The sequence below is a fragment of the Mycetocola spongiae genome (genome assembly GCF_020424085.1).
GTDB classification, from domain to species: domain Bacteria; phylum Actinomycetota; class Actinomycetes; order Actinomycetales; family Microbacteriaceae; genus Mycetocola; species Mycetocola spongiae.
The window spans coordinates 1467192-1492615 of sequence record NZ_CP080203.1 but is presented as its reverse complement, the minus strand read 5'-3'; the positions used below and the strand labels follow the sequence as shown (position 1 = coordinate 1492615).

General features: G+C 62.4%; 15 protein-coding genes. 7 read left to right on the top strand and 8 right to left on the bottom strand.

Going from position 1 to position 25424, the window contains the following annotated elements; all coding sequences use genetic code 11:
• Positions 1-74 precede the first annotated feature (74 nt).
• Both KXZ72_RS06765 and KXZ72_RS06760 read left to right on the top strand, forming a co-directional pair.
• The gene (locus KXZ72_RS06765; RefSeq protein ID WP_226083213.1) at positions 75-2564 is read left to right on the top strand and encodes a glycosyltransferase; all 2490 of its coding nucleotides are present in this window, start codon (positions 75-77) and stop codon (positions 2562-2564) included.
• Positions 2565-2630: 66 nt separating this feature from the next.
• The gene (locus KXZ72_RS06760) at positions 2631-3866 is read left to right on the top strand and encodes a hypothetical protein (RefSeq protein WP_226083212.1); all 1236 of its coding nucleotides are present in this window, start codon (positions 2631-2633) and stop codon (positions 3864-3866) included.
• Between the two features lie 673 nt (positions 3867-4539).
• On the opposite strand, the gene KXZ72_RS06755 is transcribed toward KXZ72_RS06760, so the two are convergent.
• Genes KXZ72_RS06755 through KXZ72_RS06745 form a run of 3 tightly spaced genes read right to left on the bottom strand, consistent with a single transcriptional unit; the run spans position 4540 to position 6636 of the window.
• Positions 4540-4959, bottom strand: a complete 420-nt coding sequence (locus tag KXZ72_RS06755) for a DUF2304 domain-containing protein (RefSeq protein ID WP_226083210.1) — start codon at positions 4957-4959, stop codon at positions 4540-4542.
• A complete protein-coding gene (locus tag KXZ72_RS06750; protein WP_226083208.1) occupies positions 4956-5696 on the bottom strand; it encodes a glycosyltransferase family 2 protein in 741 nt (246 codons plus the stop codon). Before KXZ72_RS06750 ends, KXZ72_RS06755 begins: the two co-directional genes overlap by 4 nt.
• A gap of 55 nt (positions 5697-5751) precedes the next feature.
• Positions 5752-6636, bottom strand: coding sequence for a glycosyltransferase (locus tag KXZ72_RS06745; RefSeq protein ID WP_226083207.1), 885 nt, complete (start codon positions 6634-6636; stop codon positions 5752-5754).
• Between the two features lie 72 nt (positions 6637-6708).
• On the opposite strand from KXZ72_RS06745, the gene KXZ72_RS06740 reads away from it, so the two are divergent.
• The 3 genes from KXZ72_RS06740 to KXZ72_RS06730 all read left to right on the top strand — a co-directional run bounded on the left by KXZ72_RS06740 (position 6709) and on the right by KXZ72_RS06730 (position 10313).
• Entirely contained in the window at positions 6709-7686 is a 978-nt protein-coding gene (locus KXZ72_RS06740) for a glycosyltransferase family 2 protein (RefSeq protein WP_226083205.1), read from the top strand.
• A gap of 96 nt (positions 7687-7782) precedes the next feature.
• Positions 7783-9006 (top strand): amino acid deaminase/aldolase, encoded by a 1224-nt coding sequence (locus KXZ72_RS06735; RefSeq protein ID WP_226083204.1) that lies wholly within the window; start codon positions 7783-7785, stop codon positions 9004-9006.
• Positions 9003-10313, top strand: a complete 1311-nt coding sequence (locus KXZ72_RS06730) for a D-arabinono-1,4-lactone oxidase (RefSeq protein ID WP_226083202.1) — start codon at positions 9003-9005, stop codon at positions 10311-10313. Before KXZ72_RS06735 ends, KXZ72_RS06730 begins: the two co-directional genes overlap by 4 nt.
• Positions 10314-10831: 518 nt before the next feature.
• On the opposite strand, the gene KXZ72_RS06725 is transcribed toward KXZ72_RS06730, so the two are convergent.
• From KXZ72_RS06725 to KXZ72_RS06705, 5 genes are all read right to left on the bottom strand, one after another.
• Positions 10832-12136 carry an RNA polymerase sigma factor gene (locus tag KXZ72_RS06725; protein WP_226083195.1) on the bottom strand — a complete coding sequence of 435 codons (1305 nt, stop codon included), beginning with the start codon at positions 12134-12136 and terminating at the stop codon, positions 10832-10834.
• Between the two features lie 158 nt (positions 12137-12294).
• The gene (locus KXZ72_RS06720) at positions 12295-18399 is read right to left on the bottom strand and encodes an Ig-like domain-containing protein (RefSeq protein WP_226083193.1); all 6105 of its coding nucleotides are present in this window, start codon (positions 18397-18399) and stop codon (positions 12295-12297) included.
• A 1139-nt stretch (positions 18400-19538) separates the two neighbouring features.
• On the bottom strand, positions 19539-20855 hold the full coding sequence (locus tag KXZ72_RS06715; RefSeq protein ID WP_226083191.1) for an O-antigen ligase family protein: 1317 nt from the start codon (positions 20853-20855) through the stop codon (positions 19539-19541).
• Entirely contained in the window at positions 20852-22288 is a 1437-nt protein-coding gene (locus KXZ72_RS06710; protein WP_226083189.1) for an O-antigen ligase family protein, read from the bottom strand. Before KXZ72_RS06710 ends, KXZ72_RS06715 begins: the two co-directional genes overlap by 4 nt.
• An 86-nt stretch (positions 22289-22374) precedes the next feature.
• Positions 22375-23553 (bottom strand): acyl-CoA dehydrogenase family protein, encoded by a 1179-nt coding sequence (locus tag KXZ72_RS06705; protein ID WP_226083188.1) that lies wholly within the window; start codon positions 23551-23553, stop codon positions 22375-22377.
• Positions 23554-23728: 175 nt separating this feature from the next.
• Between KXZ72_RS06705 and manA the strand changes: the two genes are divergently transcribed.
• Together manA and KXZ72_RS06695 are read left to right on the top strand one after the other, a co-directional pair.
• Entirely contained in the window at positions 23729-24922 is a 1194-nt protein-coding gene (gene manA, locus KXZ72_RS06700) for a mannose-6-phosphate isomerase, class I (RefSeq protein ID WP_226083187.1), read from the top strand.
• A 162-nt stretch (positions 24923-25084) separates the two neighbouring features.
• Positions 25085-25399, top strand: coding sequence for a WhiB family transcriptional regulator (locus tag KXZ72_RS06695; RefSeq protein WP_226083186.1), 315 nt, complete (start codon positions 25085-25087; stop codon positions 25397-25399).
• Positions 25400-25424 lie beyond the last annotated feature (25 nt).

The window sequence follows — 25424 nt, the reverse complement described above, 5'->3', positions numbered from 1 at the left end:
GCTGCGCAGGGGATGAGCGGGCGCATTGCTAGGATTCAACGAGGGCATATTGGTAACGAGTAGTGAGGTATGGCATGGCCGAATGGCGAGCAGGGGTAGTTTCGGTAGTCCTAGTGAATTTCCGGGGTACCGATGACACCATCGATGCCATTCGCAACCTTCAGGCACTGGACTGGCCACGCGAGAGGCTCGAAATCATCGTGGTGGAGAACGCCTCCGGCGATGACAGCCTGGAGCGTCTCCGGCGCGAGGTGGACGGTATATCGCTCATCGTTTCAAAGGAGAATCTGGGTTTTGCCGGCGGCTGCAACCTCGGTGTGGCACGATCTCATGGTGAATATGTCGCCTTCCTGAATAACGATGCTCGACCCGATGGCAACTGGATCTCCGCAGCTATCTCCCGGTTTGAAAATTCGTCAAAGATCGGTGCAGTAGCGAGCCGGGTCCTGGACTGGGACGGTGAACTGGTCGACTTCATTGGCGCCGCGCTGACCTGGTACGGAATGGGCTATAAACCGCTCACCGCCGAGCCTGTTCCTTCGGTTCCGGATAAGGCCCACGATGTTCTTTTCGGAACGGGCGCCGCGATGTTTGTACGTCGCAGCGTTTTTGACGAGCTTGGCGGATTTGATGAGCGTTATTTCATGTTCTTTGAAGACGTTGATCTTGGATGGCGCCTGAACCTCGCGGGGCATCGTTTTGTGTATGAGCCGGGATCGGTGGCGTTCCATAAGCACCATGCCTCGATGAGTAAGTTTGGTTCTTTTAAAGAGACCTATCTCCTGGAACGAAACGCGTTATTCACCCTGTATAAGAACTTAGGTGAGGAGTCGCTGCACGAGAACCTTGCCGCGGCATTAGCCCTTAACGCACGGCGTGCTGTCGCAAGAGGAGAGCTTGATTCGCAGGAGTTCGACCTTCGCCGCGGCGGCAGCGACGCGGAGAGCACGGAAGTGGCTAAGTCCGCGCTCGCCACGCTCTACGGCGTTGACCAATTCGTCGCCAACCTCCCCAGCCTGCGGGAATCCCGGGCGCAGATCCAGCGCGATCGGGTGACGGGTGACGGTGCACTATGGAAGCTGTTTGGTGAGACGGACGCCCCCGCATTCCCCGGTGACTATTTCCACGAGGGGTACTCAAATATCGTTGATACATTCGCGGTGCTTGACGGCCCGCCCACCCGGAAAGTCCTGATCATTACGGGCGATCCGATCGGGGTAAAAATGGCGGGACCTGCCATCAGGGCATGGCATATGGCAGAGGCGCTGGCCGTGGAAAACGATGTCACGCTGGTCTCACTCGCCTCCGTTGAGCCCCTCGAAGCCGGTTTTGATATTGAGCATGTGGCGCCCGGGGACGAGCGGAGTATGCGCGCACTCGAGGCAACTGCCGACGTTATTATCTTCCAGGGCCTCGCGATGGCGTTGTTTAAATGCATTCGGGAGACTCGCAAGATCTTGGTCTGCGATATTTACGATCCGATGCATTTGGAGCATCTGGAGCAGGGCCGCGAGCATAATAACGCGGAGTGGACCCGACAGGTGTCATCGGCCACGGACGTCTTGAACGAGCAGCTGGAACGTGGCGACTTCTTCATTTGTGCCTCCGAACGGCAGCGTCATTTCTATTTAGGTCAGCTGGCGGCCCTTGGCCGGGTGAATCCCGCGAATTATGAGGATGATCCCGACCTTACCGGTCTCATCTCGGTGGTTCCCTTTGGTCTCTCCAGCGTTCCCCCGAAGCATGAGCGCCCGGTGCTCAAGGGCGTCTGGCCCGGTATCGGCGTGGACGATAAGGTGTTGCTATGGAGCGGGGGACTCTATAACTGGTTTGACCCGGAAAACCTGATTCGTGCGGTCGGCAAACTCGCACAGACCCGCCCCAACGTTCGTCTTTTTTTCCAGGGAACAAAGCATCCTCACCCCGGCGTACCGGAGATGGCCATTGTGGCCCGCTCGCGGGCGCTGGCAACCGAACTGGGGATTCTCGATGTCAACGTGTTTTTTAACTCATCTTGGGTTGACTACGCCGATCGACAGAACTATCTGACGGAGGCCGATGCCGGCGTCAGTACCCATTTCTCCCATATCGAAACCACGTTCTCTTTCCGTACACGCATTCTTGACTATCTCTGGGCAGATCTGCCCATGGTGGTGACGGAGGGCGATCATTTCGCGGAACTCGTGGAGCGACGTGAGCTTGGTGTTTCGGTGCCCGCGGAGGACGTTGAGGCGCTGACCGAGGCCTTGGAACGGGTGCTCTTCAACGACGACTTCGCCCAGAAGGCACGTAAGAATGTTGCCGAGGTGGCCTCGGAATACCGCTGGGAGAATGTACTGGCGCCGCTCACGGATTTTGTGCGCGAGGCACATTTTGCGGAGGACCGGGTGGCCGCGGGCGACGCCCGCGTGGGCGCACCGGCAGCGGGAGGCCGTTCTGTGCGTAAACGGAAACACGGCATCAGCAAGGACATTGAGCTAGTGGCTTTCTATCTGAAAAACGGAGGGCCCCGGGTTCTTGTGCATAAGGTGCGTGCGCGGCTCAGGCGCGGACGCAGTAAATGATCGGTGATGTCCTCAATGGCTGAGTCGCAGACGGTGGCCTCCCGCGGGCGGCGTTCCGGACTTCCCGTGGTTCTCGGCGCGACCGCGATTGCCGGTCTGCTGGGCTACGTGATTCAGGTTGGCATGGGTGCAGCCCTTGGCGACACCCCCAAATACACCATTTTTATGGCATTTTGGGCCGCGTTTTACCTGATCATCGGTGCTCTGGCGGGAATTCAACAGGAATTCGCGCGCGCCTTTTCGCGGATAGACGCGGAGCCCGCGGTGGGCACCGTGGGTGTACGACCTCAGAATTTTCTATTCGGCCTTGCCGGTACTCTCCTGGTAGTACTCGTAGGTTCCGGGTTTTTCTGGGGACCGCTGGTATTTGGTCAGGACGGGCAGATCGCGGCCGCCGTGATCGCGGTCGGCGCGGCAGCCTACGTTATTTTCTCGGGGCTCAGCGGCCAGCTATACGGCCAGGAACGCTGGGGTGTACTGGCAGTGGCCATCATCGCCGATCCGCTTCTGCGGGCGGTGCTTCTGGGGGCTGTTGTCTTAATCGGTGGGGGAATTCTTGACCTGCAGCTCGCGGTCACTATCCCCGTAGCTCTCACCACGATCGCCGTAGCTCTCCTCATGGTGCGGCGTCGACGTCCCGCTACCCGGATGGGCATGAGCGCCCGCGCACTTACCTGGAACTGTAGCCGTACCGTGGCCGGGTCGGTTTCGACCGCGGCGTTGATCAGCGGATTTCCGCTCTTCCTGAAGCTCGTGGGTGAAAACGACCCAGCGCTGGCAACAATCATTTTTGTGTTCACCGTGGTGCGGGCCCCCGTGGTCATCCCCCTGTTGGCACTTCAAAACTTCATGATTGTGCATTTTTCGAAGAACGCACAAGACCGGTTCGCCCGTGTAATTAAGCTGATTCTGGTGGTGGTGTTGGGCGCCGTGTTCCTGGGCGTGGTGGCCATGATCATCGGACCGGCTCTTGTGCAGTGGGTCACCGGTGGCGCATTCCTACCCGATCCGCTTCTCGTGGGGGGCATGGTCGCCGCCGCCGGCCTGACGGCGGCGCTCTGCGTGAGCGGGGCGGCGGTTCTTGCCGCCGATCTGCACGGGACGTTTGCCGCCGGCTGGACGGTAGCCGCGGTTGTCAGCATCGGATTGCTTCTTATCCCCGGACAACTCAGCACGGTAGCCCTCGTGGCCCTCACCGTGGGCCCCCTTCCCGGGCTTGCCTGCCACCTATTTGTGTTGCGGCGGAACTCCGCTGCTCCTTCTCCCTCCGCCGCCGAGACCGGCGCGGCTCTGGGTTCCTAACCGAGGCTCCTCGTCGAGGCTCCTCGGCGTCTTGCCCGGGCGGGTGCCGGGCCTATGACCCGATGCAGTTGTGCCGGCAATAGTCTGTTGACACCGCGCCCGTGGGACCCGATATAGCCGGGTGCCTATCGAATCCACGGGACGCCGTTTTCTGGCCCTTAGGGAGGCGGACGGCGGCGGTTTGCGTGGCGTGGCGAATACGCAAGGCCGGTGTACCCCGGCGCGAAAACGGCGCTCGCGATAATCGTCCAGGTGAGCCGGGACCGCAATAGCCCAACCCGTCGATCGCATAGACGACGGAGACGAGTTATCTAGCGTGTGTCCGGTTGAGCAACCGTTGCTTACGGTCTCGGCTCGCGTTTATTCTTTCTGCGACGTCGGTAGGAAACTGGATCGGACACGGGCGAGCGAGCCTGAGGCGAAATCTCGTTGAGCGCGGATACCGACGACTCCGGGAAACTCCGTATGGCCAGGCACGGTGCTCGGCCCGAGGAAGGGAGCGTTGTCAGCAGATGAGGTCCCTCGCCGGGTGCCGCGGGCGCGTCGGTGTGAAAGCCGGCGCGCTGCGGCCCGGGCGGCGCCCCAGAGCCTCTCCGAGGCTCTGGGGCGCGTTGTGCCCGCGTTGTGCCCGCGAGGTGCCCGCGTTCTGCCCGCGAGGTGCCCGGAGGCGCCGTTAGTCCTCGGCGCCCGGGGTCTCCCGTTCGCTGGGGAGCTCGATATCTGCCCGCGGGCTCTGCTCACCTAACGCCGATTCCAGGGCAACCAGGCGCATCTGATGAAGTGCGCTCTCCTCGGTAAGCACCCGTACGTTTTCCTCAAGGGTCGACAGCTCGGAACTGTGCTGGAGACACACGAGGAAAAGTACCGCTGCGCACGCAAAAAATACCAGGTTCAGAGGGATCGTGATGCCGAGTACTCCGGAAAACCACTCCAGAGTGCTCGGGGCCAGACTAGCAACCAGCGCAATGGTACCGGCGAGAAGCCACCAGGTCGCATGGCGTTCTTTTAGTCTGCGACGACGGAGCATTTCGATAACCAGGACGAGTATCAGGAGCGCCGCAAAAATCGCAAGCAGATGGGGGAGCCAGGTCACGAGAGTTTTCCTTCAGTCGAGGCAATCGAGATGGGCGGGCGAATCATCGCGAAGAGCAGGGCGATGAAAGCGCGACCGAGGTAGATCGCCGCCTTGATCGGGTTATGTGAGGGCACGCCTCCCGCACGGGGCCTCATCGAAACCGGGACCTGATGGACAACACATCCTGCCCGTGCTGCAATCACCAGAGCTTCGATCGTGTCTCCGAGGTATTCTGCGGGATAGTGCTTCGCGAATAGTCTCAGGGCCCGGGGGCCCGTGGATTTAAAGCCGCTGGTTGTATCGGTCAGCTTGGTCCCGCAGATTTTGCTGAGTATTGCCGACAGCACCTTCATTGCCCAGCGCCGAGGGCCGCGTACCGAATACTCGCCCTCTCCCGCAAACCGTGCGCCGATGACGATATCGGCGTTGGCGAGACCCGCGATGAGCTGGGGAAGCGCGCTTGGGTCATGCTGACCGTCTGCATCTATCTGCACGACGCAGTCATAGCCGTTTTCCAGGGCATAGCGAAAGCCAACCCGCATGGCGCCGCCCACTCCGAGGTTCAGCGGCAACGTTGCCACGAGGGCTCCTGCGTCGCGGGCCACCTCGCTTGTGCGGTCCGCGGAACCATCGTCAATAACCAGGCAAGGGATAGCGCCGAGCTTGGCCTGGATCTCCCGAAGAACATCCCCGAGTGCTTCCTCTTCGTTATACGCCGGAAGCACAATAAGGGGATTGGTCGGTGCGGTAATCATATGGCCTATCTTATCCAGGGTTTAAGGATGCGGAGTTTATGCGTTTAAGCTGTGGCTAGCGCCCAAAAGTGTGCCGAAGAAGTGATTTCACGGCCGCACCGGAACGCAGTTTAATCGCGACAGGAACTTCGCTCAGCGAGTTTGCCCGAGAGGTAATCCGCAATCGCGCCGCACGGCGAGTGCGTGACCAGCCGAGGAGTCGAGCTCGCTCGGCGGTCTCGCGAAAGACCAATCGTTCCTCAATGAACTTTTTCCCATCGGGGCCTCGCTTAGCCGACAGAGACTCCTCGTGGCGCCGGTATTGAAAAACTATTTTTTCATCCACAAGAAGCGACTCACCCGCCTCCACGATACTCATGATCATGTCGAGGTCCTGGACGACATCAAGGTCGCTGCGGAACCGACGTGATTCAAAGACATCCGCTCGCCAGACGAGGGAAGGGAAATAGAGCCAATTACCCCGTAACAGGCTGGTCGCTAGTCGCTCCCCGGAAAGGAGCCGGGTGCCGGTTCCTCGGGGACGACACCAGGCCTTGATCCGGTCGGCCAACGGTAATACAACCGTGCCGGAGGAATCGATGACTTCGACCCCGGGCTGGATGAGTGCTGCCTGCGGGTACTCCGCAATGAGAGCAGACACTCGAGAGACGTATTCCGGAAGGAGGATATCGTCGCAGCCCAGAATTACGGCGTGATCGTTGGCAATGAGGCGGATACTTTCGTTGAAGTTTCCACTAATTCGTAGGTTTACCTCATTGCGTTGATATGTGATTCGCTCATCGTCGAGGGCCTGAGCCCATTCGCCGGGACGAGGGTCGGGATACTGATCGTCGATGATGACCAGCCGCCAGTTGGGATCGGTCTGCGCTAGTACGCTCGACACGGCTTCCTTGAACTGACCAAAATCGCCATAAAAGGGCAACATAATGTCGAGGGGCATTATGCCACGATAGCAGGCAATCAATTCGACTATCATGGGGTGTTCGTAGGATGTCCCCTGGGAGGAATTGACGTGCAAAGGACCCCCGCGGTTTCTGTCGCTCTCGCCACGTATAACGGGGCGCGATACATTGAGGCCCAGCTTCGAAGCATCTGTTCGCAGACGATTCTCCCCGCCGAGATCATCCTTTCCGATGACGGATCCCGGGACGACACCATCGCATTAGCGATCGCCACGGTCTCCGATAGCGTGCCGCTTCGCATACTTCGGCACGACCGCAAGCTGGGGGTCCGGGGGAACTTCTCGGCCGCCATAGAAGCGGCCACGCATCCCATCGTCATCCTCGCGGATCAGGATGATTATTGGTACCCCACTCGCGTCGAAACGGCCGTGCAGGCGTTTATTGCCCAGCCCGAAGTTGATCTGCTGTTTGGCGACGCGGATCTCATCGATGGGCAGGATGGTTCCCTCGATACAACACTCTTCGAAACACTGCCGGTAACCGAATCGGAGCGCCAACAGATTCACGAGGGGCACGCATTCGGCCCGTTTTTGCGGCGGAATCTTGCCACCGGAATGACGGTGGCATTTCGCCGTAGTCTTTGGACGCGTGCCGCACCTATCCCGAGTGATTGGTTGCACGATGAGTGGCTCGCCATCATTGCTGCGGCAGAAAACCGTATTGGGATCATCGAAAAGCCGCTGATGGCCTATCGCATTCACGATCAGAACGCGATTGGTGTGAGACGTCCCACCGTGTGGGTGAAGACCAAGCGGGTATTGAGCCCGCGGGGTGAACGAAATGTGGTTTTGGAGCGACGAACCGCGGAGCTGGTGAACTATCTGGAAGCACGTCCCGCGCTTTTTGCGGCTCCCGTGCGTGAAGCAGCCCGAGGCAAACTGCGGGTGGAGGCCTTTCGGGCGGCACTTCCCCGTCGCCGCTGGGCCCGGATTATTCCGGTGCTTGGCGAACTGCCGCGTGGCGACTACGCTCGATATACATCACAGGGGCGGGTTGAGATTCTCAGAGATCTGTTTCAGCCCTCGTAGAGCGGTCGACGGCCTTCCGGCTCGATCGTGATTTTGGACTTTCGTCCGCGTGAATCTGCCAGGATTTCTGCTGGACCCAGTGGGAATTGGTAAACGATGACCAGACAGACACCACCAAAATCCGCACAGATGGCCGAGGCGGCGGCACAGCGTTGGGCCCGGATGGATGCCGCGACCCGGGAGATCGCCGCGCCCCTGCTGGCCGTGGATATCGACGCGTTTATCGCCAACGCCCATAACCTGGTGGCCCGGGCCGGCGGCAAGCCCATCCGGGTGGCGAGTAAATCGGTGCGCAGCCGGGACCTGATCCGCACCGTGCTGGAGATTCCCGGGTTTTCGGGAATCCTCGCGTTTAGCCTGCCCGAGGCCCTGTGGCTGGCCGAGGAATTTACCGATATTTTGGTGGCCTATCCCTCCCTAGATCGGGAGGCCTTCGCGCGCCTGGGCGCCTCCGAGACGCTGCGTGAACGCGTCTGCATCATGGTGGACGATATCGCGCACCTGGACGCCGTGGATGCCGTGCTGGGCTCCGGGCACGCCGAGATCCGGGTGGCCATGGACCTCGATGCGGCGGAGGACGTGCCGCTGCTGCCGCGGCTCGGCGTCTGGCGCTCGCCCATCCGCCATCCCGAGCAGGTGCTGGCACTCGCGCGGGAGATCGCCGCGCGGCCCGGCTTCCGGCTGATCGGGGCGATGAGCTATGAGGCGCAGATCGCCGGGGTCGGAAACGCACCCCCGGGACGCCCCGTGCGCGGCGCCCTGGTCTCCGCGATGCAGGCCCTGGTCTGGCCGCGGGTGCAGGAGCGGCGGCGTGTGCTTATCGCCGCGCTGCGCTCCGAGATCACCCCGGAGTTTATTAACGGTGGTGGCACCGGTTCCCTGGAGCTGAGCACCGCCGATCCCTCGCTCACCGAGCTCGCGGCCGGCAGCGGGCTCTACGGCCCGCACCTCTTTGACCACTATTCGCGCTTTCGACCGCTGCCCGCGTTTGGTTTTGCCGGCGAGGTGGTGCGTCGTCCCGCGGACGGGATCTCCACGGTACTCGGGGGCGGCTGGATCGCCTCCGGCCCGGGCGCACCCGATCGACTTCCCATCCCGGTATGGCCCGCGGGGCTGAGCCTGGTGGGGAGCGAGGGCGCGGGGGAGGTGCAGACGCCGCTGCGCGGATTGCCCAGCCTGCCGCACGGATCGCGGGTATGGTTCCGCCCGGCCAAGGCGGGTGAAACCTGCGAGCGCGTGAGTGAACTGCAGCTGGTATCGGGCACCCGCGTGATCGGTGTGGTTCCCACCTATCGCGGAGAGGGAAAGGCATTTTTATGAGCGCACCGGCACCCGTGGCCAACTGGGGACGCACCCAGGTATTTCGCCCGGTCCGGGCTCGCTCGGCCCTGAGCGAGGCCGAACTCTCGCAGATTATGCGCCGCGCGGCTCAGGAGCGCCTGCCCGTGAAGGCGGTGGGGGCCCGGCATAGTTTTTCGGGGGTGGCGCTGACCGAGGGTATCCAGGTGGATGTCGCGGCGCTGAGCGGACTGCTGCGGGTGGATGCCGACGCGGGCCTGGCCACATTTGGTGCGGGTACCCCGCTCAGCAGCGTGGGCCCCCTGCTCGCCCAGCACGGCCTGGCCCTGCCCAATATGGGCGATATCGATCGCCAGAGTCTGGCCGGGAGCCTGGCCACGGGCACCCACGGCACGGGCCTGGCCGCGCGCGGCATGTCCGCGAGCCTCGCCGCCGCGCGCGTGGTGTGTGCCGATGGCGAGGTGCGCGAGGTCAGCGACACAGATAACCCGTCCGCGCTCCCCGCGATCCGGCTCGGGCTCGGGGCCCTGGGGATCCTCTCGGAGATCACGCTGCGCTGTGTTCCGTCTTTTATGCTGGCCGCCCGGGAACGGCGAGAACCCGTGGACCACGTGATCGAGAGCTATCTGGAGCGCACCCGCACATCCGATCACTTCGAGTTTTTCTGGTTCCCGCATACCGATACCGTGCTGACCAAAACCAATACCCGGCTCGCCCCGGATGAGCCCGCGCGTCCGCTCGGACGGCTGCGCGGCTGGGTGGATGATCACGTCATGGCCAACCGCTTTTTTGCCGCGACCTGCCGCCTCGGCGCCGCCCTGCCGGGCACCATTCCGGCGATCAACCGGGTGGCCGCCAGGCTCACCGCGAGCCGGGAGTTTTCCGGCACCTCCTATCGGGTTTTTGTCTCGGAGCGTTCGGTGCGCTTCGCGGAGATGGAATATGCGGTGGAGCTGGAGCGGGTCCCCGAGATTCTGCGCGAGATCCGGGCGCTGATCTCCGCCCGGGACTGGAAGATTTCCTTCCCCGTGGAGGTGCGTTCAGCGGCGGCCGATGATATTTGGCTCTCCACCGCGCAGGGCCGGCAGACCGGCTATATCGCGGTGCATCAGTATTACCGCAGCGAGCCCGGCGAATATTTTCGCGCCGTGGAGGCGATTTTCCGCGCCCACGGCGGTCGGCCACACTGGGGCAAAATGCATACGGCGGAGGCCGAATACCTGCACTCGGTATATCCGCACCTCGCCGATTTTGTGCGGCTGCGATCCGAATGGGATCCCGAGGGGCGCTTTAATAACGACTATCTGCGCCGGGTGCTTGGCACCTAGCCCGTCGAGAGCGTTTCCGGGATTTTTCACACCGCGTCCGGAGTGCGCCGGCCGGAGCCAGGATGCCCGAGTTTTCTGGGCGAGTGGCGCCCCGAGCACAGCCGCCCCCGCACAACAAGGACCGGATGACGGGGCAGGCCTCGTTTTATCCCGGGTCCATAAAAGGCAGGAATGGCACGGGTCCCTTTTCCCCCGAAATAACACGCTCGGAGGAAAAGGGACCCTGAGGGGTTTGGGCCGGAAGCCACGCAACGCGCAGCCCCGATATACGAGGGAATATCCCGGTCCCTGCTCCGCCACACGGCTGCGCCGTTATCTCAGGCGCTACTCGCCGGCCCAGTACGCGGGAGGCCGGGATCACGGGTTCTTATCTCGCACAGAACATCCTCGCGAAGCCCCTGGGGGAGGGCCTTGCCGATTACACCCTTCCCGTGGAGCCCTCGCGGGGCCCGATACCGCACCGCGAACTCATGTCCACCCTCATCCCACAAAACTCCGCGGTGCGGCTTCAGCCACGCTCATGAGGCCCGCGAATGCTCAATATGATACGGATGCTCCGGGGATACCGATATTTCGGCGGAGCGCTGTTCCTCCCCGTCGGAGAGGGTAACGCTGTAAAGACCCGCTATTGCGATCTCCACGGTGCGAATATGGGGGGCCTCCGCCGTGTCAATGAGCAGTTCCCCGCTGTGAGGCTTGGAGATGCGCGCGATACAACGCCCCCCGGATTCGTTCACGCGCCAGAGTTCCCTTTCCTCACCGGTAGCTTCGCGGGTGATATCACAGGAACCCACCGAGATTAGTTTCTCCGTGTTGCCTGCGCCGGGGACGGGCTGGCCGAGGATCACCTCAACTTGAGCGTGTGAAGTGGCGACGGTTTCGTCCGGCAGCGTCGAGAGCGCTATCCAGATCCCCCCGGCCGCGACCGCGATCGGGACAGAGGCGATAGCAATTTTTGTGGGTAGGCGCAGGCTGAGAAACGTCGCGAGTATCCCACCAAAAACCGGTACCGCGGCTACCGCGGCGGGGGGCGCAAAGGTGAATCCCGAACCAACGAGCCCCGCGACCACGACGCCTGCGAGGAGAGTGCGTTCGCTGACTCCCAGTCGCTTTACGACGACGGAGCAGGTGGGGCATTCGCAGATATGTCGCGTGAGCGGGGTATCGGGTTTTGTGATCAGGGTGAGCAGGCGATCGCGGTTTAACAGACATTCCGGGTCCTCGCTCTTATGTACAGCGTCGTAGACGAAGGCTCGCCTGAGTTTCAGAATCGAACGCTGGTATATCCGTGTGGCCCGGACCGGGGTAATCGAGAGCTGCTTGGAGATTTCCACGGAGGGTATTCCCTCGACGACACGCAGCCAGAGAACACGTTGTTCTAGCTCTTCGAGCGCGTTAAACGAGACGGCCAACCACTCGGCGCCATCCGGTAATTCGGAGGCGTAGTCGACCGCATCTCTGCGCCATATTTCTTCGGCGAGGACGGTGAGCTCCTCGGGAGCATGGGTGCTCTCCAGGGATTTTTTATCAAGGAGGCGGAGTGCCGTGCTGCGCACCGTGCTGCGCAGATAATGGCTAAAAGAGACGGTTGGGCCCTTGCCTCGCCGAATCGCTTCAAGAATGCGAGTAAAAGATTCGAGGACAATGTCTTGAGCCTCGGTTTGGGACGATGTATAGCGTAATGCGATAGAAAAGGCCGCCGCCTCATATCGCTGATAGATCTCGCTGAAGGCTTCGGGGGCTCCCGAGCGGTGCCTTGCCAGCATTTCTTGGTCTTCAATAAATTGGCCAGTGAATTCCACCGATGAGGTTTTCTTCTTCATCCGCTATGCCTTCTTGCTCCTGCAATATTTGTTTGCCTGTTCGGTGGACGAATAATGCGGACGAGGGCTTCTTGGCCCTCGTCCGCAAGTGCCGCGTGGTTCCCTCCAATGAGGGAGCCACGCGGCATATTTATTGCGTCTTATAGGGGATTTACCTACTAGACGTTTTCTTGCTCCCTGGAGGTCCGGCGACGCTTGGCAAGGAACGAAGCCCCAATTCCAGCCAGCAATAGCAGCCCGGCCAGCAGGGTCAATACGGTCACTCCCTGCGCACCGGTGAGGCTGAGTCCGCCGAGGGGGCCGGAGCCGTTCTCGCCGGGCACGTTACCCCCGGAACCGTCTCCCGTGTTGACGGCCAACACCTCGAAGGCGATGTTTCCGCGCAGCTCCCGGGCGCCGTTCAGCAGCACGATTTCGTGCTTACCGGTCTCGGCCTGGGCCGGTACCTGCACCGTGAGCTTCCCGGTTCCGTCCGCCGCTGCGGTGAAAACACCCAACGGCAACGGCGACGAGTGAAGCTCTACGGCATACTCGGCTCCCGGAACGAGTCCGCCTGCGGTGAGGGTAACCTCGGTGTCGCCGGAGAACCCGGAGACAATATCGGAGGCGAACGTGGGGGCGGCGACGGTGAAGGTAGCGGTGATCTCCACTTCCTGTCCCAGATCATCCGAGATGGTTACCGTGGCCGTGTTCTTCCCCGCCCAGTTGCTTCGGTCGGTGGCGAAGACCACGCCCTCCTTATCCTTATCGATGCTCAGCTCTCCAACAAAGCCTTCGGGCTGCTTAACCGCGGTGACGGTCAACTGCTCGCCGGTGATACTGGCGGGACCGGTGAGATCGTTAATCTCGAGGTCGCCGTCCATCGGTACGGTGTAGTCGAAGGTCGCGCCCTCGGCCACGACGGGAGCCGCTACCACGATGAAGTTATACCCCACGGTTCCCGTTTGTCCGAGGGTGTCGGTCACCGTGATGCTGAACGATTCGGGGCCGCTATAGCCCTGTGCCGGGGTATAAACGACCTTCCCGTCAACGAGTTTCAGGCTTCCACCCTGGGTGGTTTGGCCCAGGCTTGCCTCCGAGAGGGCCTCCAACTTACCGGTTGTGGTGGATACGGACAGGGGGTCAAGCTTCACACCACGCTCTTGCGGGATGCGCTTTTCCTCCTGGGCCGAGCTGGTAGGCGGAGCCTGAACAACAACCGTGACGGTCACGGTATTCGAATCGTTTCCGGCCTTATCCTTCACCGTAAAGCTCACCGGATAGTTGCCGGCCGTGGTGTAGTCCACCGTCTGGGAGACGGCCCACGTATCGGCATCGATTCCCGAGCCCGCGGTATCGGTGGCCGATACCTGGAAGGCATCCAGCCACTGCTGCGTGGTCCACGCGGTTTCGGGCTGCGTCATAGCCTGGGCGAGCGTGTCGACCTTGGCCGAGGCCTTGGGCTTCTTGGTATCCACAACCAGCAGCTGCACGGTGGCGGTTGCCTTATTGCCGAGATTATCGGTGGCAGTGAACGTCACGGTATAGCCGGGAGCCGGGTTCCACGTGGTGAACTCCACGGCCGAGGAATCCGCCGTGATGCTCTTCAACGTAGTTCCCGCTGCAACCTCGGCGGTAACGCCGAACAGCTCGGCCCATTCCTTATCGGTGGTCGGCTGGGTGCCGCCCATCTCCCAGGATTTCTGGGTCGACACGATGTTGATCTTCGGGTCGCCCGCGAATTCAACCTTATAGCTGAGCGTCAGATTCGAGGTGTTTCCAGCCTCATCCGTTGCGGTGAAGACCACTCCGTAGTTACCAGCGGCGGTATAGGTCACCTTGCTGGCGTCTGCCGTCAGGGACTTGAGGCCGGTTCCACCGGTATCGGTTGCCCGAACACCAAAGAGATCAATCCAGGCCTGCGAGTCCGTCGGGTCGAGCTGAGTATCGCCCTTCTTATAAACAACGGTCTTCTCGGCGGAGCTGATCACCGGTGCGGTGGTGTCCCGCACCGTAATCTGTCCGGTTGTGCTTCCAACGGCTCCCAGCGAATCGGTGACCGTGAACGTCACGGGATAGGTGCCGGGGGTGCTGAAGTCAACCTGATCCGAGTTGATGACCCGGGTCTTTTCGCTCACACTCGAGTGCCCAAAGCTGACGGTTAGGTCCCCAAAGAGCTTCGTCCAGTCCGCGTTGGTGCTGGGCTCGGCATCTCCCATTTCGAACGTGGCGGCATTATTTTTCAGGACCAGCACGGGGTCTCCGGCATAGGCGACCGTATAAGTCACCTTCAGAGCATCCTTTGCGGCGGTGGTATTGCCCACGGAGTCAACCGCGGTGAATACTACCTCGTAGCTACCAGGCGTTGTCTTAACCTTGCTGGAGTCCACGGTGATGCCGCCATTTGCCGGCAAACCTGCTCCGGCGTCGGTGGCGGTCACGCCGTAGAGAGTGATCCAGCCGGCGGCGGTTGCGGGAGCCGCGGGGCTATCCTTCACAAACGTCTGCTCGGTGCTGGTGCTCGCCAGGTTCGGCGCGGACTTATCCACATTGAACGACACCAACGGAGCCGGTGCTGACACGTTGCCCACGAGGTCGGTGGCCGTCGCTTCCAGGGTATAGCTACCGTCGGCAAGGCCGCGGGGCATCACGAAGGAACCATCGCCACCGGCGATCGTGCCGCTGCCCGCCGTCTCATCGTTCTTTATGAGCTTCCAAGACTGCGTTGCAATCAGGGTTTCAGCATCGGTGGCCTTCAGCGATGCGCCGGTCGGGTTGAACGGAACACCACCCACATCGATGGCTCCGGTCAGCACCGGGGTCTGGCTCACGGGGAGCTTATCGTCCGTGTAGTAGACACGAATGCCACTTGCACCGATACCCGGCTGAAGGTTGTTGAGAGTGTACTCGCCATTGGCGAAGACCTGATCGTTATTCAGATCGGACTCAACCAGAACGCCGGCCTTGGACCCGGAAGCAAAGCTCAGGGTGTACTTACCGGGCACAACGCGGTCAAGATCCTCGAAGGAGAATACTCCGGAAGAGTTTGTCTTCACCGATTTATCTACGCCCTCGCCCTTAAGCGTGACGGTGTAGTCGTCCAGATAGGGGCCCATGGCACTATTCGGGGTCATCGGGGTTCCGTTTGCAGAGACAAGCTCCACGGTCCCCGATACGTTGGTGACGGCCTCTACCGGGAGCCGCAGGTCACGGATCCATTCGGACGCAACGCCGGCGGCCGTGCCTACGGCGAACTCCGACTTGCCGTTATAAGGCTCGGTATCCACAGAGCCGCCCGAGGAATTATTATTGATCGGGTCGTTGGCCAGCCAGTTGTATTTCAGGAAGCCCTCGCCGTCCAGCGCGTCAGCGTGGAACGAGATATTTGCATTGCTGCTGAGGGGCTTGATCTTATAGATGCCCTCTTCAAGCGCAACAAACGGGAAGATTCCATCAATACCGTTGTTCATATTCGGGGTGACCGGGCTGCCCTCGGCAGCGAATTTATTATCGGTTCCCTTCTTATACAGCTGCAGGCTGATTCCGGCGCCGTTAACTCCGGGCTCGCCATCGTCGAGCTTTCCGTTACCGTTGAGGTCCAGGTAGGCAAGCCCACTGAGCTCCACGTCTCCACTCGGTGCGGTTGATTTCAGCGAAACCAGCGGTGCCTCGGAGGCAATCCACTCACCGGAGGGGGTGGCAAAACGATACGGGATGGAGTTATTTGCCAGTTCCCCGTCACGCGGGGCGTTTGCCGGCAGAGTCGCGTCAAACGAGAGCGTGATCTTATCGCCGGGCAAGAATTCCACACCGTTTGCCAGGGTGACACGCAGCGCCTTGGCGCCGTTCACTGCTCCGGTATAGGGCAGCCAGCGAGCGTCGCCGACCACGTCCGCACCTGTTTGATCAAAGCGGTCGGGCTTCTCCGAAGTTGAGTATTCCAGGGTGGCCCCGGAAGAGACCTTCCCGTTCACCGCAACCCTCACGTTTCCGGACAGGGTCGTGGGGAACTGCGATCCTCGGGGAGTATTTTCCTCGATGGTATAGGTATCCCCAACATAGGGGAGCACATCAATGAACTGGAAGTTTTTATACGCGACGGAGCCCGTATTGGACACATCAACCTGATAGCCGACGGTTCCGCCGGGCTTAGCAACCGCAACCTTTCCGTTTCCGGGAGGAACGGGCTTGCCGTCCTCGCCGGTCACCGTGATCGAAGAGCCCACCGTGGTCGTTTGCGAGGCAGTGAAGCCCCGCTCACCCATCATTGCCAGGCCCTCGGTGTTAATACCAACGCCCGACAGCGCGTCCCGGATCTCCCCCGAAATCCCGGAAAAGGAGCCATAGGAGGCATCCTCGGACAGGGATTTTTTACCGTATGCGGCATGACTGCTGCGGCTTGAGGAGATAGTGAAATCGTCCGAGGCGGCCGAGCCGGCGCCAATCAAGACCTGGTGTTCTCCCGCCAACACGTGGTTCAGCGTGAACGTGGGGGCAACGTGCATCTGCGTCACCTGAAGGCGGCCGCCGTTGTTCAGCTCGCTATTTGTATCTTGGAAATAGTACAGCGTGGAACCATCGGAAAGGGTGATGCTCCCGTCCTCAAGCTCGGGGGTGGGAAAGAGCACCGGCGTACCATAAATACATCCTCCGTACGCATAGGGCCACGTAACGGGCTGACAGGTCTCGACCAGCTGCGTGGCGGCAGTCATCCCCTTGGGAACCACAAAAAATGTATAGGGCTTCGCGATCGGCTTGGTGCCCGTGGAACCGAGGAACAGCCTGCTCCGGAAGGAGTTGCCGTTGGCGAGTGTCTGATCGAAACTCGGGTCGGCACTGAAACCGGTGTCCTGCAGGGCGATTTCCATTTTGGCGTCTTTAGCCGGAATAATCGTGGTGCTTCCGCCCCAGTTTGCCGCCGCGGTCAGGGAGCTCTCACCGGCGACCGGGTCGATATAGGTAATCGACGACGCCTTCATCGAGATGGTGTCTCCGGCCTGCGGCGCATTGGGCTGCAGCGTCAGCGAGAAATAGGAGTATTCGGGGGAGGCCGTTGAGGTGATGTCGTTCATCACAAAGCGAATCCCGGTAATCTTCTCGGGGTTTGCCTGCGTAATCTCCCCGGAAACCCCGTTGGAAAGCTCCAGCGGCTTCCACCCTTCACTGGCTGCGGGATCGGCGGTCGTGAATTCCACGGACTTCGGTGCAACGCTCACATAGAGCGACGCCGCGAAAGCCTTCGGGGTGGTACCCTCCGGAATCGGGAGCGTTACCTGAAGGTCCTTGAGTGCCGCGGGAGGCGCGGGGACGCCGATAAACCCGCCCCATTCAAACGAGCTACCGATGGCCGTTTCGGCGGGAATGCGTGACCCGTTAAACGTGACTCTGGACTCGGTCGGTTCGGACACGGTGATCCGCAGTACGGACGTGGCCACAACCACTACGGTGCCATCGGCTCGGGTATCTTCCAAAGTACGCGTTACCGAGTAGGTGCCCGGCTTTGCATCGGCCGGTACGACAAAGGTCAGGTTGCTGAGTCCAGCGGCTACCAGGGGGCCGCCCTGGCTGCCCACCGAATAACGATTTTCCTCGTCATCGTTTCGCGTGGTCTCACCGATGGCCGTGACGCCACCCATGGCGGCCACCATGTGTCGACGCATCCAGCTCCTGGGCAATAGCTCATCGCCCTCAATACCCACGGACTGCCAGTGCACGGCCGTCTCGAGGTTATTAAAGGAGCGCGCCCCATCAACCACCTGAGTCAAACGGGGGTAAACCTGATCGGTTGCCCCCGGGAATAGAGTTCTCGAGATTCCGGCGATGGTCCAGTCACCGGCGGACACAGGCATAGTCCCCTCGGCGAAGACGCCCTCCTTAGCCTTCAGCGGGAGGCTGGTGGTGCGGGTATCGACCGGTCCGGTCGCTCCGGAACCATTCTCGGCGGTACCCACGGTCACCGCGGTGGCCGTGAAGGAGGAGGAAGCCACGGCAAGGGCCGAGGCCTTGGCGTTCAGGTTAACGCCGTAGAAGCCGCCGGAGAGCAGCGTATCCCAGGTCACGGTGAGTGTGCCGGTTGGTTCGTCCCAAACCTGCGATTTCGCGCCGGAGGGCAGGGTACCAAAGTTTGCCAGTTTCAGCGAGGGATCAAGGGTAAGCGTGGTGACACCACCGGCAAGAAGCGTATGTCCCACGGGCAAGCTAATGAGTGCCTCGATGGACACCACATCAGAATAGCCATCGATCGTGGTGCGGCCCCCGGTGCCAACGGTCTGGTTAACCGTCATTCCCGCTCGCTGATCATCGGCTTTCGAAACCTGTGTTGTGTCGGCGCCGGAAGAATCCGAGGCGCCGGGTGCGCCAGTGGCATAGGCCGCTGACGGGGAGCCCGTGAGCTGCCCGGTGAAAGCAAGTAACGTCACCATTGTGACGCCGAGTATGCTGTTCCGAAGTTTTTGGGTGCGTGGTATCGCAACCGGTGGCTGGTATGTGTTCCCCAAGCTGTTCCGATCTCTAGTAAATGTAGCTCAGCCGCTACTCATGACTATGTGCAACACTTGCGCGTTGCCACTAATAGAAGACCCGTCTCGGTTTCGAAAATTTCACCCCCCGAATGGGTTTCATGTTTTTGCCGCTTTAAGCCCGCCCAGACCCGCCCCGAGGAATCATCCGACTTACTGTCATGGCACCACTCAGCGTGGCCGATTGGGACTTTAACTCACGGACTTTGGCACAAAATGTCCCGTCGTTCGGCCCCGTCCTCCCGGATCCACCCGTTTATTGCGCCCCGGAAGCCGCGACGAAGCACGGACTTTGCGTGCCCACCCGGTCACTCTCTCCGGCGGGATAGTGCAGGGTCCACGCCCGATAATCGTGCAGCACACCCTGGTTTGAGTCGGTGGCGCATCCGCAAATTCAGGAGATCGGGTAGCCACCTCAACGCGCGCCGTTCGCCCGGGCGCCGTGACGCGGCAAAGGTGCTTCGGGGAGTGCGGCCGGGATATTCAACCGCGCCACACGTTCCTGGGGAGCGCATTTTGTCGAGCTGCTCTGCCATATCACGGGCGCGGGCGGGCTTAAACACGGTGGGTCCTCGGTGGCAGGCAGCGCTAGCGGAGAGCGCTCGCTCGATCCGCGGCCATCGGTTTAAACCCGGCTAACGGGGGAGGCGCTGCGGCCCGAAGCCCCGGGATCCAGCGCAATATGCAATTGCCCCGCACCTCGCAATGTGGCAGCTCCCGAAAAATGCCGGGTTCTCCGGTGATACCGGCGAGCGGGCATTCGGCGATAATGACCCGCCCCGTGTGTATCCGCGGGAAAAAGGACCTTCTGGCCGCCGCACAACCCTGATATCGCTCCCGAGCCGGGGGTGAACGTCGTTCGCCGGACCCAAAATATCCCCGGTTTTGCGGTGCCGCAGGGCGAGCTACTCGCGCGGAACCGGATCCATCGAGCGCCGGGTCTCCCGGAAGCGCAATAACCAGCCCGTGGAGCGCGAGGCCTGGGTGGCGCAGATCACCAGCAGGAGCCAGCCGCCCGAGGTCAGCACAAAGCTCTCGGCCACGCTCGTGACGATCAGGATCACCATGATCAGCGCGGGCCAGGTATAGGTGACCGTGCGCCGATTGCTGGCCAGCAGCCAGGAACGGATAAACGCCGTGACCACAAGCGCCAGAAACAGCAGGATTCCCACGATGCCCACCTGGATATAGACGTCCAGGAAGCCGTTCAGGCCCGAGCGGTGATTGCGCACCAGCAGGTAGTTGATGGTGTTATACGGGGCAACATCGGCGCGCCAGATGCCCACCCAGCCCCAGCCCTCCACGAGGTTCACCGGGATCAGCCGCCACATCTGGATCCAGAGCCGATAGCGGGTCAGGAACTCGCCGTTATTATTCAGCGCCGTGAGGATGGCCACGCGGTTGAAATAGATCAGGGCGATGCTCACCCCGGTCACGCTCAGGAGGGTCCACTGCAGGCCGCTGCGGCGGTCGGCGCGGGCCTTACGAATGCCATAGAGCGCCGCGGTGGCCACGAGCAGCATCAGCGCCACGAGCAGCATCACGGGGGAGCGGCTCAGCAGAAGCGCGGAGAGGGCGATGATCGCCGAGTAGATCGTGACCCCGCGCGGGACCGAGCGTGTGCGCCACTCGATCACAAACGTCACCAGCGCGATCATCGCGGCAAACGCGAGGAAATTACGGGTTCCGAAGACGCCCTGGATCGGTCCGCCCGCGGCGATCGCGCCGTCGATGCGCAGGAACTTAATCGGCACGTCGATCAGGATGCCGGAGAAGATCTCCAGCAGCAGGGATGCGGTCAACAGAATGCGCATCGCGGTGCCCACGGCGCGCACGATCTGGATGGTATCCCGGCTCAGCGCCACGGCCACCCCGAGGAAGGCAAAACCACACTGATAGGCGGCGCCCACCAGCGAGCCGGATGCGGTAGAGGACCACACCACCGAGAGCGCACACCAGGCCAGGAACAGAATAAGGGTGAGCGGCACGGCGCCGCCCCACTCGATATAGTCGCGCCGCGCCACGAGCAGCAGGCCCGCGAGCAGCATCAGCGTGATCAGGGCCGCGGCGACCCCGGCCCAGCCGAGAAACGCGCGGGTGAGCGGAACACAAAAGGACCACGCGATGATCGTGACCGCGAGGGCCTGGGCGCCCGGGGCGCCGGTCACCAGGGTGCGCAGGTGCAGGAGTGCGTCCCGACCCGGGCGGCGCGGAAGAATCACTCCGCCCGCTCCGTGCGGGTATAGCGTGCCGAGGCCGCGGCCGCGGCCTCGGGGGCAAGCGGCCCAAAGGCATCCATCAGCGGGCGGCGCTTACTGGCCACGGCCAGCAGCACGATCAGGACCCAACCCCACTCGATCAGCGGGCGGCTCTCGGCCGCGGACTGCACGAGCAGCACGATCAGCAGCAGCAGGGGCAGCATCGCGAGGGGCGTATAGGGGCGCGAGGCGTCCAGGTCCACGCGCGGGCGATCCACGGCCATGAACCAGGTGCGCCATAGCGTGGATACGCACACTGCCCCGAGCAGGACCACACCAATCACGCCGAGCTGCATCCAGATATCCAGCCAGGCATTATGCGCCTGCAACTGGACCACACCGTGGCGCACCACCAGCGAGTCGAAGGGCTCAAAGGCGGGGATCCAGGGGCTGGCATAACCATTGCCCACCACCGGGCTGCGCCGGGCCACCCCCGCGACGATATCCCAGATCTCGGAGCGGCCGGTCAGGTCCGAGCCCTTACCAAGCAGGCCAAATACGGTATCGCGCAGCGCGAGGGCCGCGCCGCCGCCGATCACCACAACACCGCCCACCCAGAGATAGACCCGCGTGCGGGCGGGGCCCGGGGCCGCGCGCCGGATCAGCAGCACGGCCGCGGCCACCACGATCACGGCGCCCAGCGCGAGGATCATCGTGGAGGAGCGGGACAGGGCAAACAGCAGCACGGCCAGCGCAAGCCAAAAAATGCCCCAGCCGCGCCCGCCCTCGCGCACCAGCAGACTCGCGGGCATCACGCGGCGCTGTGCGAGCTGGAGGGAAAATACGATGATGCCCAGCAGCGCAAGCGCGCCGAGCAGATTGGCATTGCCCACGATGCCCTGGATGCGGTCGCCGCCAAAGAGCTCATTACGCGACCAATACATCAGCAGCGGGGGCTTGGCCGGGAAGGCCTCGCCGGTGAGGGGGAAGACCGGCAGGACCGGGCGACGCAGCACCACCGAGACAAAAAGTTCAAAAAGAATCGAGAGCCCCAGCAGGGCCTTAAGCGCCAGCGAGAGCGCCGAGACCAGCTCGGTCCACGAGGTCACGAGCGCCAAAAAGAGGCCCAGAACCGTGCACAGGAGCATGCCCAGCAGCGTGATAACGGTGGCACCGGGCCAGCTGGACCATGCAAGCGAGGCGATCGCATACAGGATAAAGGCGGCGAGGGACCACGGCCAGGGGCCACGCAGGCCGCTGTGCCGCAGCTGCCTGAAGAGGAACGCGGCACTCGCGATTCCGAGCGCCGCGGCCACCACGATAAAGCCGGTGAGCCCGAGCGTATTGCGGATGGCATCGCCGCCGAGCGCCACAAATAGGGCCGCGGTGGCGATCGCGCGGATCCACAGTCGCTCCGTGGTGAGCGACGGGGGAGGAGACACGCGGTATTGAGCCATAACTACCAGGGTAGCGCTACCTCTCCGGATTGCGGTGGGGCCCGGCCGGGCGATCCCGGCCGGGCCCCACCGCGCTCCCCGCGGGGTTAAACAAATGCCGCCTTGCCGGTGATCGCGCGCCCCACGATCAGGGTATTCATCTCGCGCGTCCCCTCATAGGAATACAGCGCCTCGGCATCGGCGAAGAACCGGGCGGCACCATAGTCCAGCACGATGCCGTTGCCGCCAAAAATCTCCCGGGACCAGGCGACGGTCTCGCGCATGCGCGCCGTGCAGAAGGCCTTGGCCAGGGCCGAGTGCTCATCGGCCTGCACCCCCTGATCCTGCATCTCCGAGACCCGCACACACATCGCGATCGACGCCGTGATATTACCCAGGCACTTGGCCAGCAGATCCTGGATCAGCTGATGCGCGGCGATCGGCTTGCCAAATTGAACCCGCTCGGTGGCATAGCGCACCGCGGCCTCATAGGCGCCGATCGAGACACCCACGCTGGACCAGGCCACACCCGCCCGCGTCAGCCGCAGGACCTTCGCGGTATCGGCAAAGGAGTTTGCGTTTTCCAGCTTCAGGCTCGCCGGGATGCGCACGTTATCAAGCACGATATCGGCGTTCTGCACGATGCGGAGGCTAATCTTGCGCTCGATCTTGGTGGCGGTATAGCCGGGGGTATCGGTCGGCACGATAAAGCCCTTAACCTGCCCGTCGGCGGTGTCCTTGGCCCAGATGATGACAATATCGCTCCACGTGGCATTGCCGATCCAGCGCTTTTCGCCGTTGAGCACCCAGGTATCACCCTCGAGCGTGGCCGTGGTGGTGAGCCCGCGGGCGCTATCGGAGCCGGAGAGGGGTTCGGTGAGCCCAAAGGCCCCCACGATCTCGCCCGAGGCCAGGCGCGGCAGCCATTCGGCGCGCTGCGCCTCGGAGCCGCACAGGCCGATGGAGCCCATCGCGAGGCCCTCGGTCACCCCGAGGAACGTGGCCACCGAGGCGTCGATGCGGGAGAGTTCCAGGGCGATAAACCCGCGGAACACGGCGGAGTTTTTAAACGGGGCGGTCTCGGGCCAGGCCCAGCGCGCAACATCCGTGGCCATCAGCGGCTGCACGATCTGGTGCGGGAACTCGCCGCGATCCCAATAATCGGTGACCACGGGGGCGACCTCGGCCTCCAGATAGCCGCGCAGCGCGCCCAGTGCCTCGCGCTCGGGCTCGCTCAGCTGCGTCTCAAATCCGTAGAAGTCACTCGCGAGAGGGGTAAAAGACATCGTCTGCTCCTATGCATCCTGTGGGGGCGGACCCCCGGGAGGGCACCGCCGATGCGGCCAGCCTAGGGTTGCGCGGCGGGAGAGGAAAGATCATTGGCCGATCCGGCAATACGCTCCCGGAAGTTTTGGCACACGCTTGTATGGTGTTCATAACGGTTTGTGAAAGAGGATTTTTGTGTTTATAGAGCTGGAAAACACTCCCCGCGATTATGCGTGGGGCGCGCGGGATGCCGTCTCGGCCCTGCTCGGGCTCCCACTCACCGGGGCGCGCGAGGCCGAGCTCTGGATGGGGGCGCATGCCGGATCCCCGGCGCGCATCCTCGCCCCCGAGGCGGCGGCCGCCCACGGCACGTTGGATCGTTGGATCGCCGCCGATCCCGCCGCCGCGGGCCTGGACGAGGCACACCTTCCCTTTCTCTTTAAGATCCTGGCCGCGGGTGAACCGCTCTCGATTCAGGCGCATCCCGATGCCGCGGGCGCGCGCGAGGGTTTTGAGCGCGAAAACGCCGCGGGGATCGCGCTGGATGATCCCGCGCGCAATTATCGTGACCCCTATCCGAAACCCGAGCTGATCGTTGCGCTCGAGGATGGTTTTGAGGCCCTGTCCGGGTTCCGGCCGTTTCCCGGGATCCTCGCCGACCTGGACGACCTACTCTCGGCCGAGCTTTCGGGGGAGGACCGCGCGGCGCTGGGCGCGCTGCGCGCGCGCCTGGCCTCGGCCGGAACCGGCGAGAGCGAGCTGCTGCGCGGCGAGATTGTGGCCGCGCTCTCGGGTGAGCGAGGCGCGGCGGTGGCGGCCCTGAGCGCGGCCGCGCAGGCCGCGCCCGATCTGCGGATCTCGGATACCGTGCAGCGCCTGGCCACACGCTATCCGGGGGATCCGGGCATCCTGGTGGCGCTCTATCTGAACCGGGTGACGCTGGCCCGCGGCGAATCCCTCTTTCTAGACGCCGGAAACGTGCACGCCTATTTGGAGGGCCTCGGCCTGGAACTGATGACGGCCAGCGATAACGTCTTACGCGGCGGGATCACACCCAAGCACATCGACGTCGCCGAACTGCTGGGCGTCCTGAACTTCGGCACCGGCCCCGCGCCGTATCTGCCCGCGCGGGAAGAGGCGCCCGGGGTGTTGGCCTATCGGCCGGCGGAGGCAAATTTCGCACTATTACGCCTGGATCCGGCCGTCGTGGGAAGCTTTGAGGCCCCGGGACCGGCCATTTTCTTGCAGCTATCGGGCGTGTCGCACCTGGGGAACTCCTGTGAGAATCTGACCCTCGATCGAGGGGGGATTTGCTACCTTACCCCGCGGGAAAACCCGGTAGGAATCGCCGGTCACGGCGAGCTTTGGGTCGCGACCATCGCGGGCTAAACACCCTTTTGCGATTAATATTGACGTTCCGGCGCGTCGTGAACTCTCTACTGAATCTTGAGGGTTTACGATCTGCGACTTGACGTAGCCCTAACTACACGGGTGTAATTATGTAGGTGCTTCTACCGAATACACCGTAATACATTGGGGAAGGGGGTCGATATGACGTTGGATTATCGACAAGGGGTTCCCGACGACTGGTTCGTAGATCCGGTCCAGTTGGGGGTTCCGGGTGTTCGTCAGACGGAGGAGGAGAATCCGCTCGCCTGGCAGGCCGATTCTCTCTGCGCTCAGACGGACCCCGAGGCATTTTTTCCGGAAAAGGGCGGCTCCACGCGGGATGCCAAGCGCATCTGCACGTCCTGCGAGGTCCGGTCACAATGCCTGGAATATGCGCTCAAAAACGATGAACGTTTTGGCATCTGGGGTGGACTCTCCGAGCGCGAACGCCGCAAGTTGAAAAAGCGCGCGGGCTAGGTCTTTGGGGGTCGGTAGCGATTAT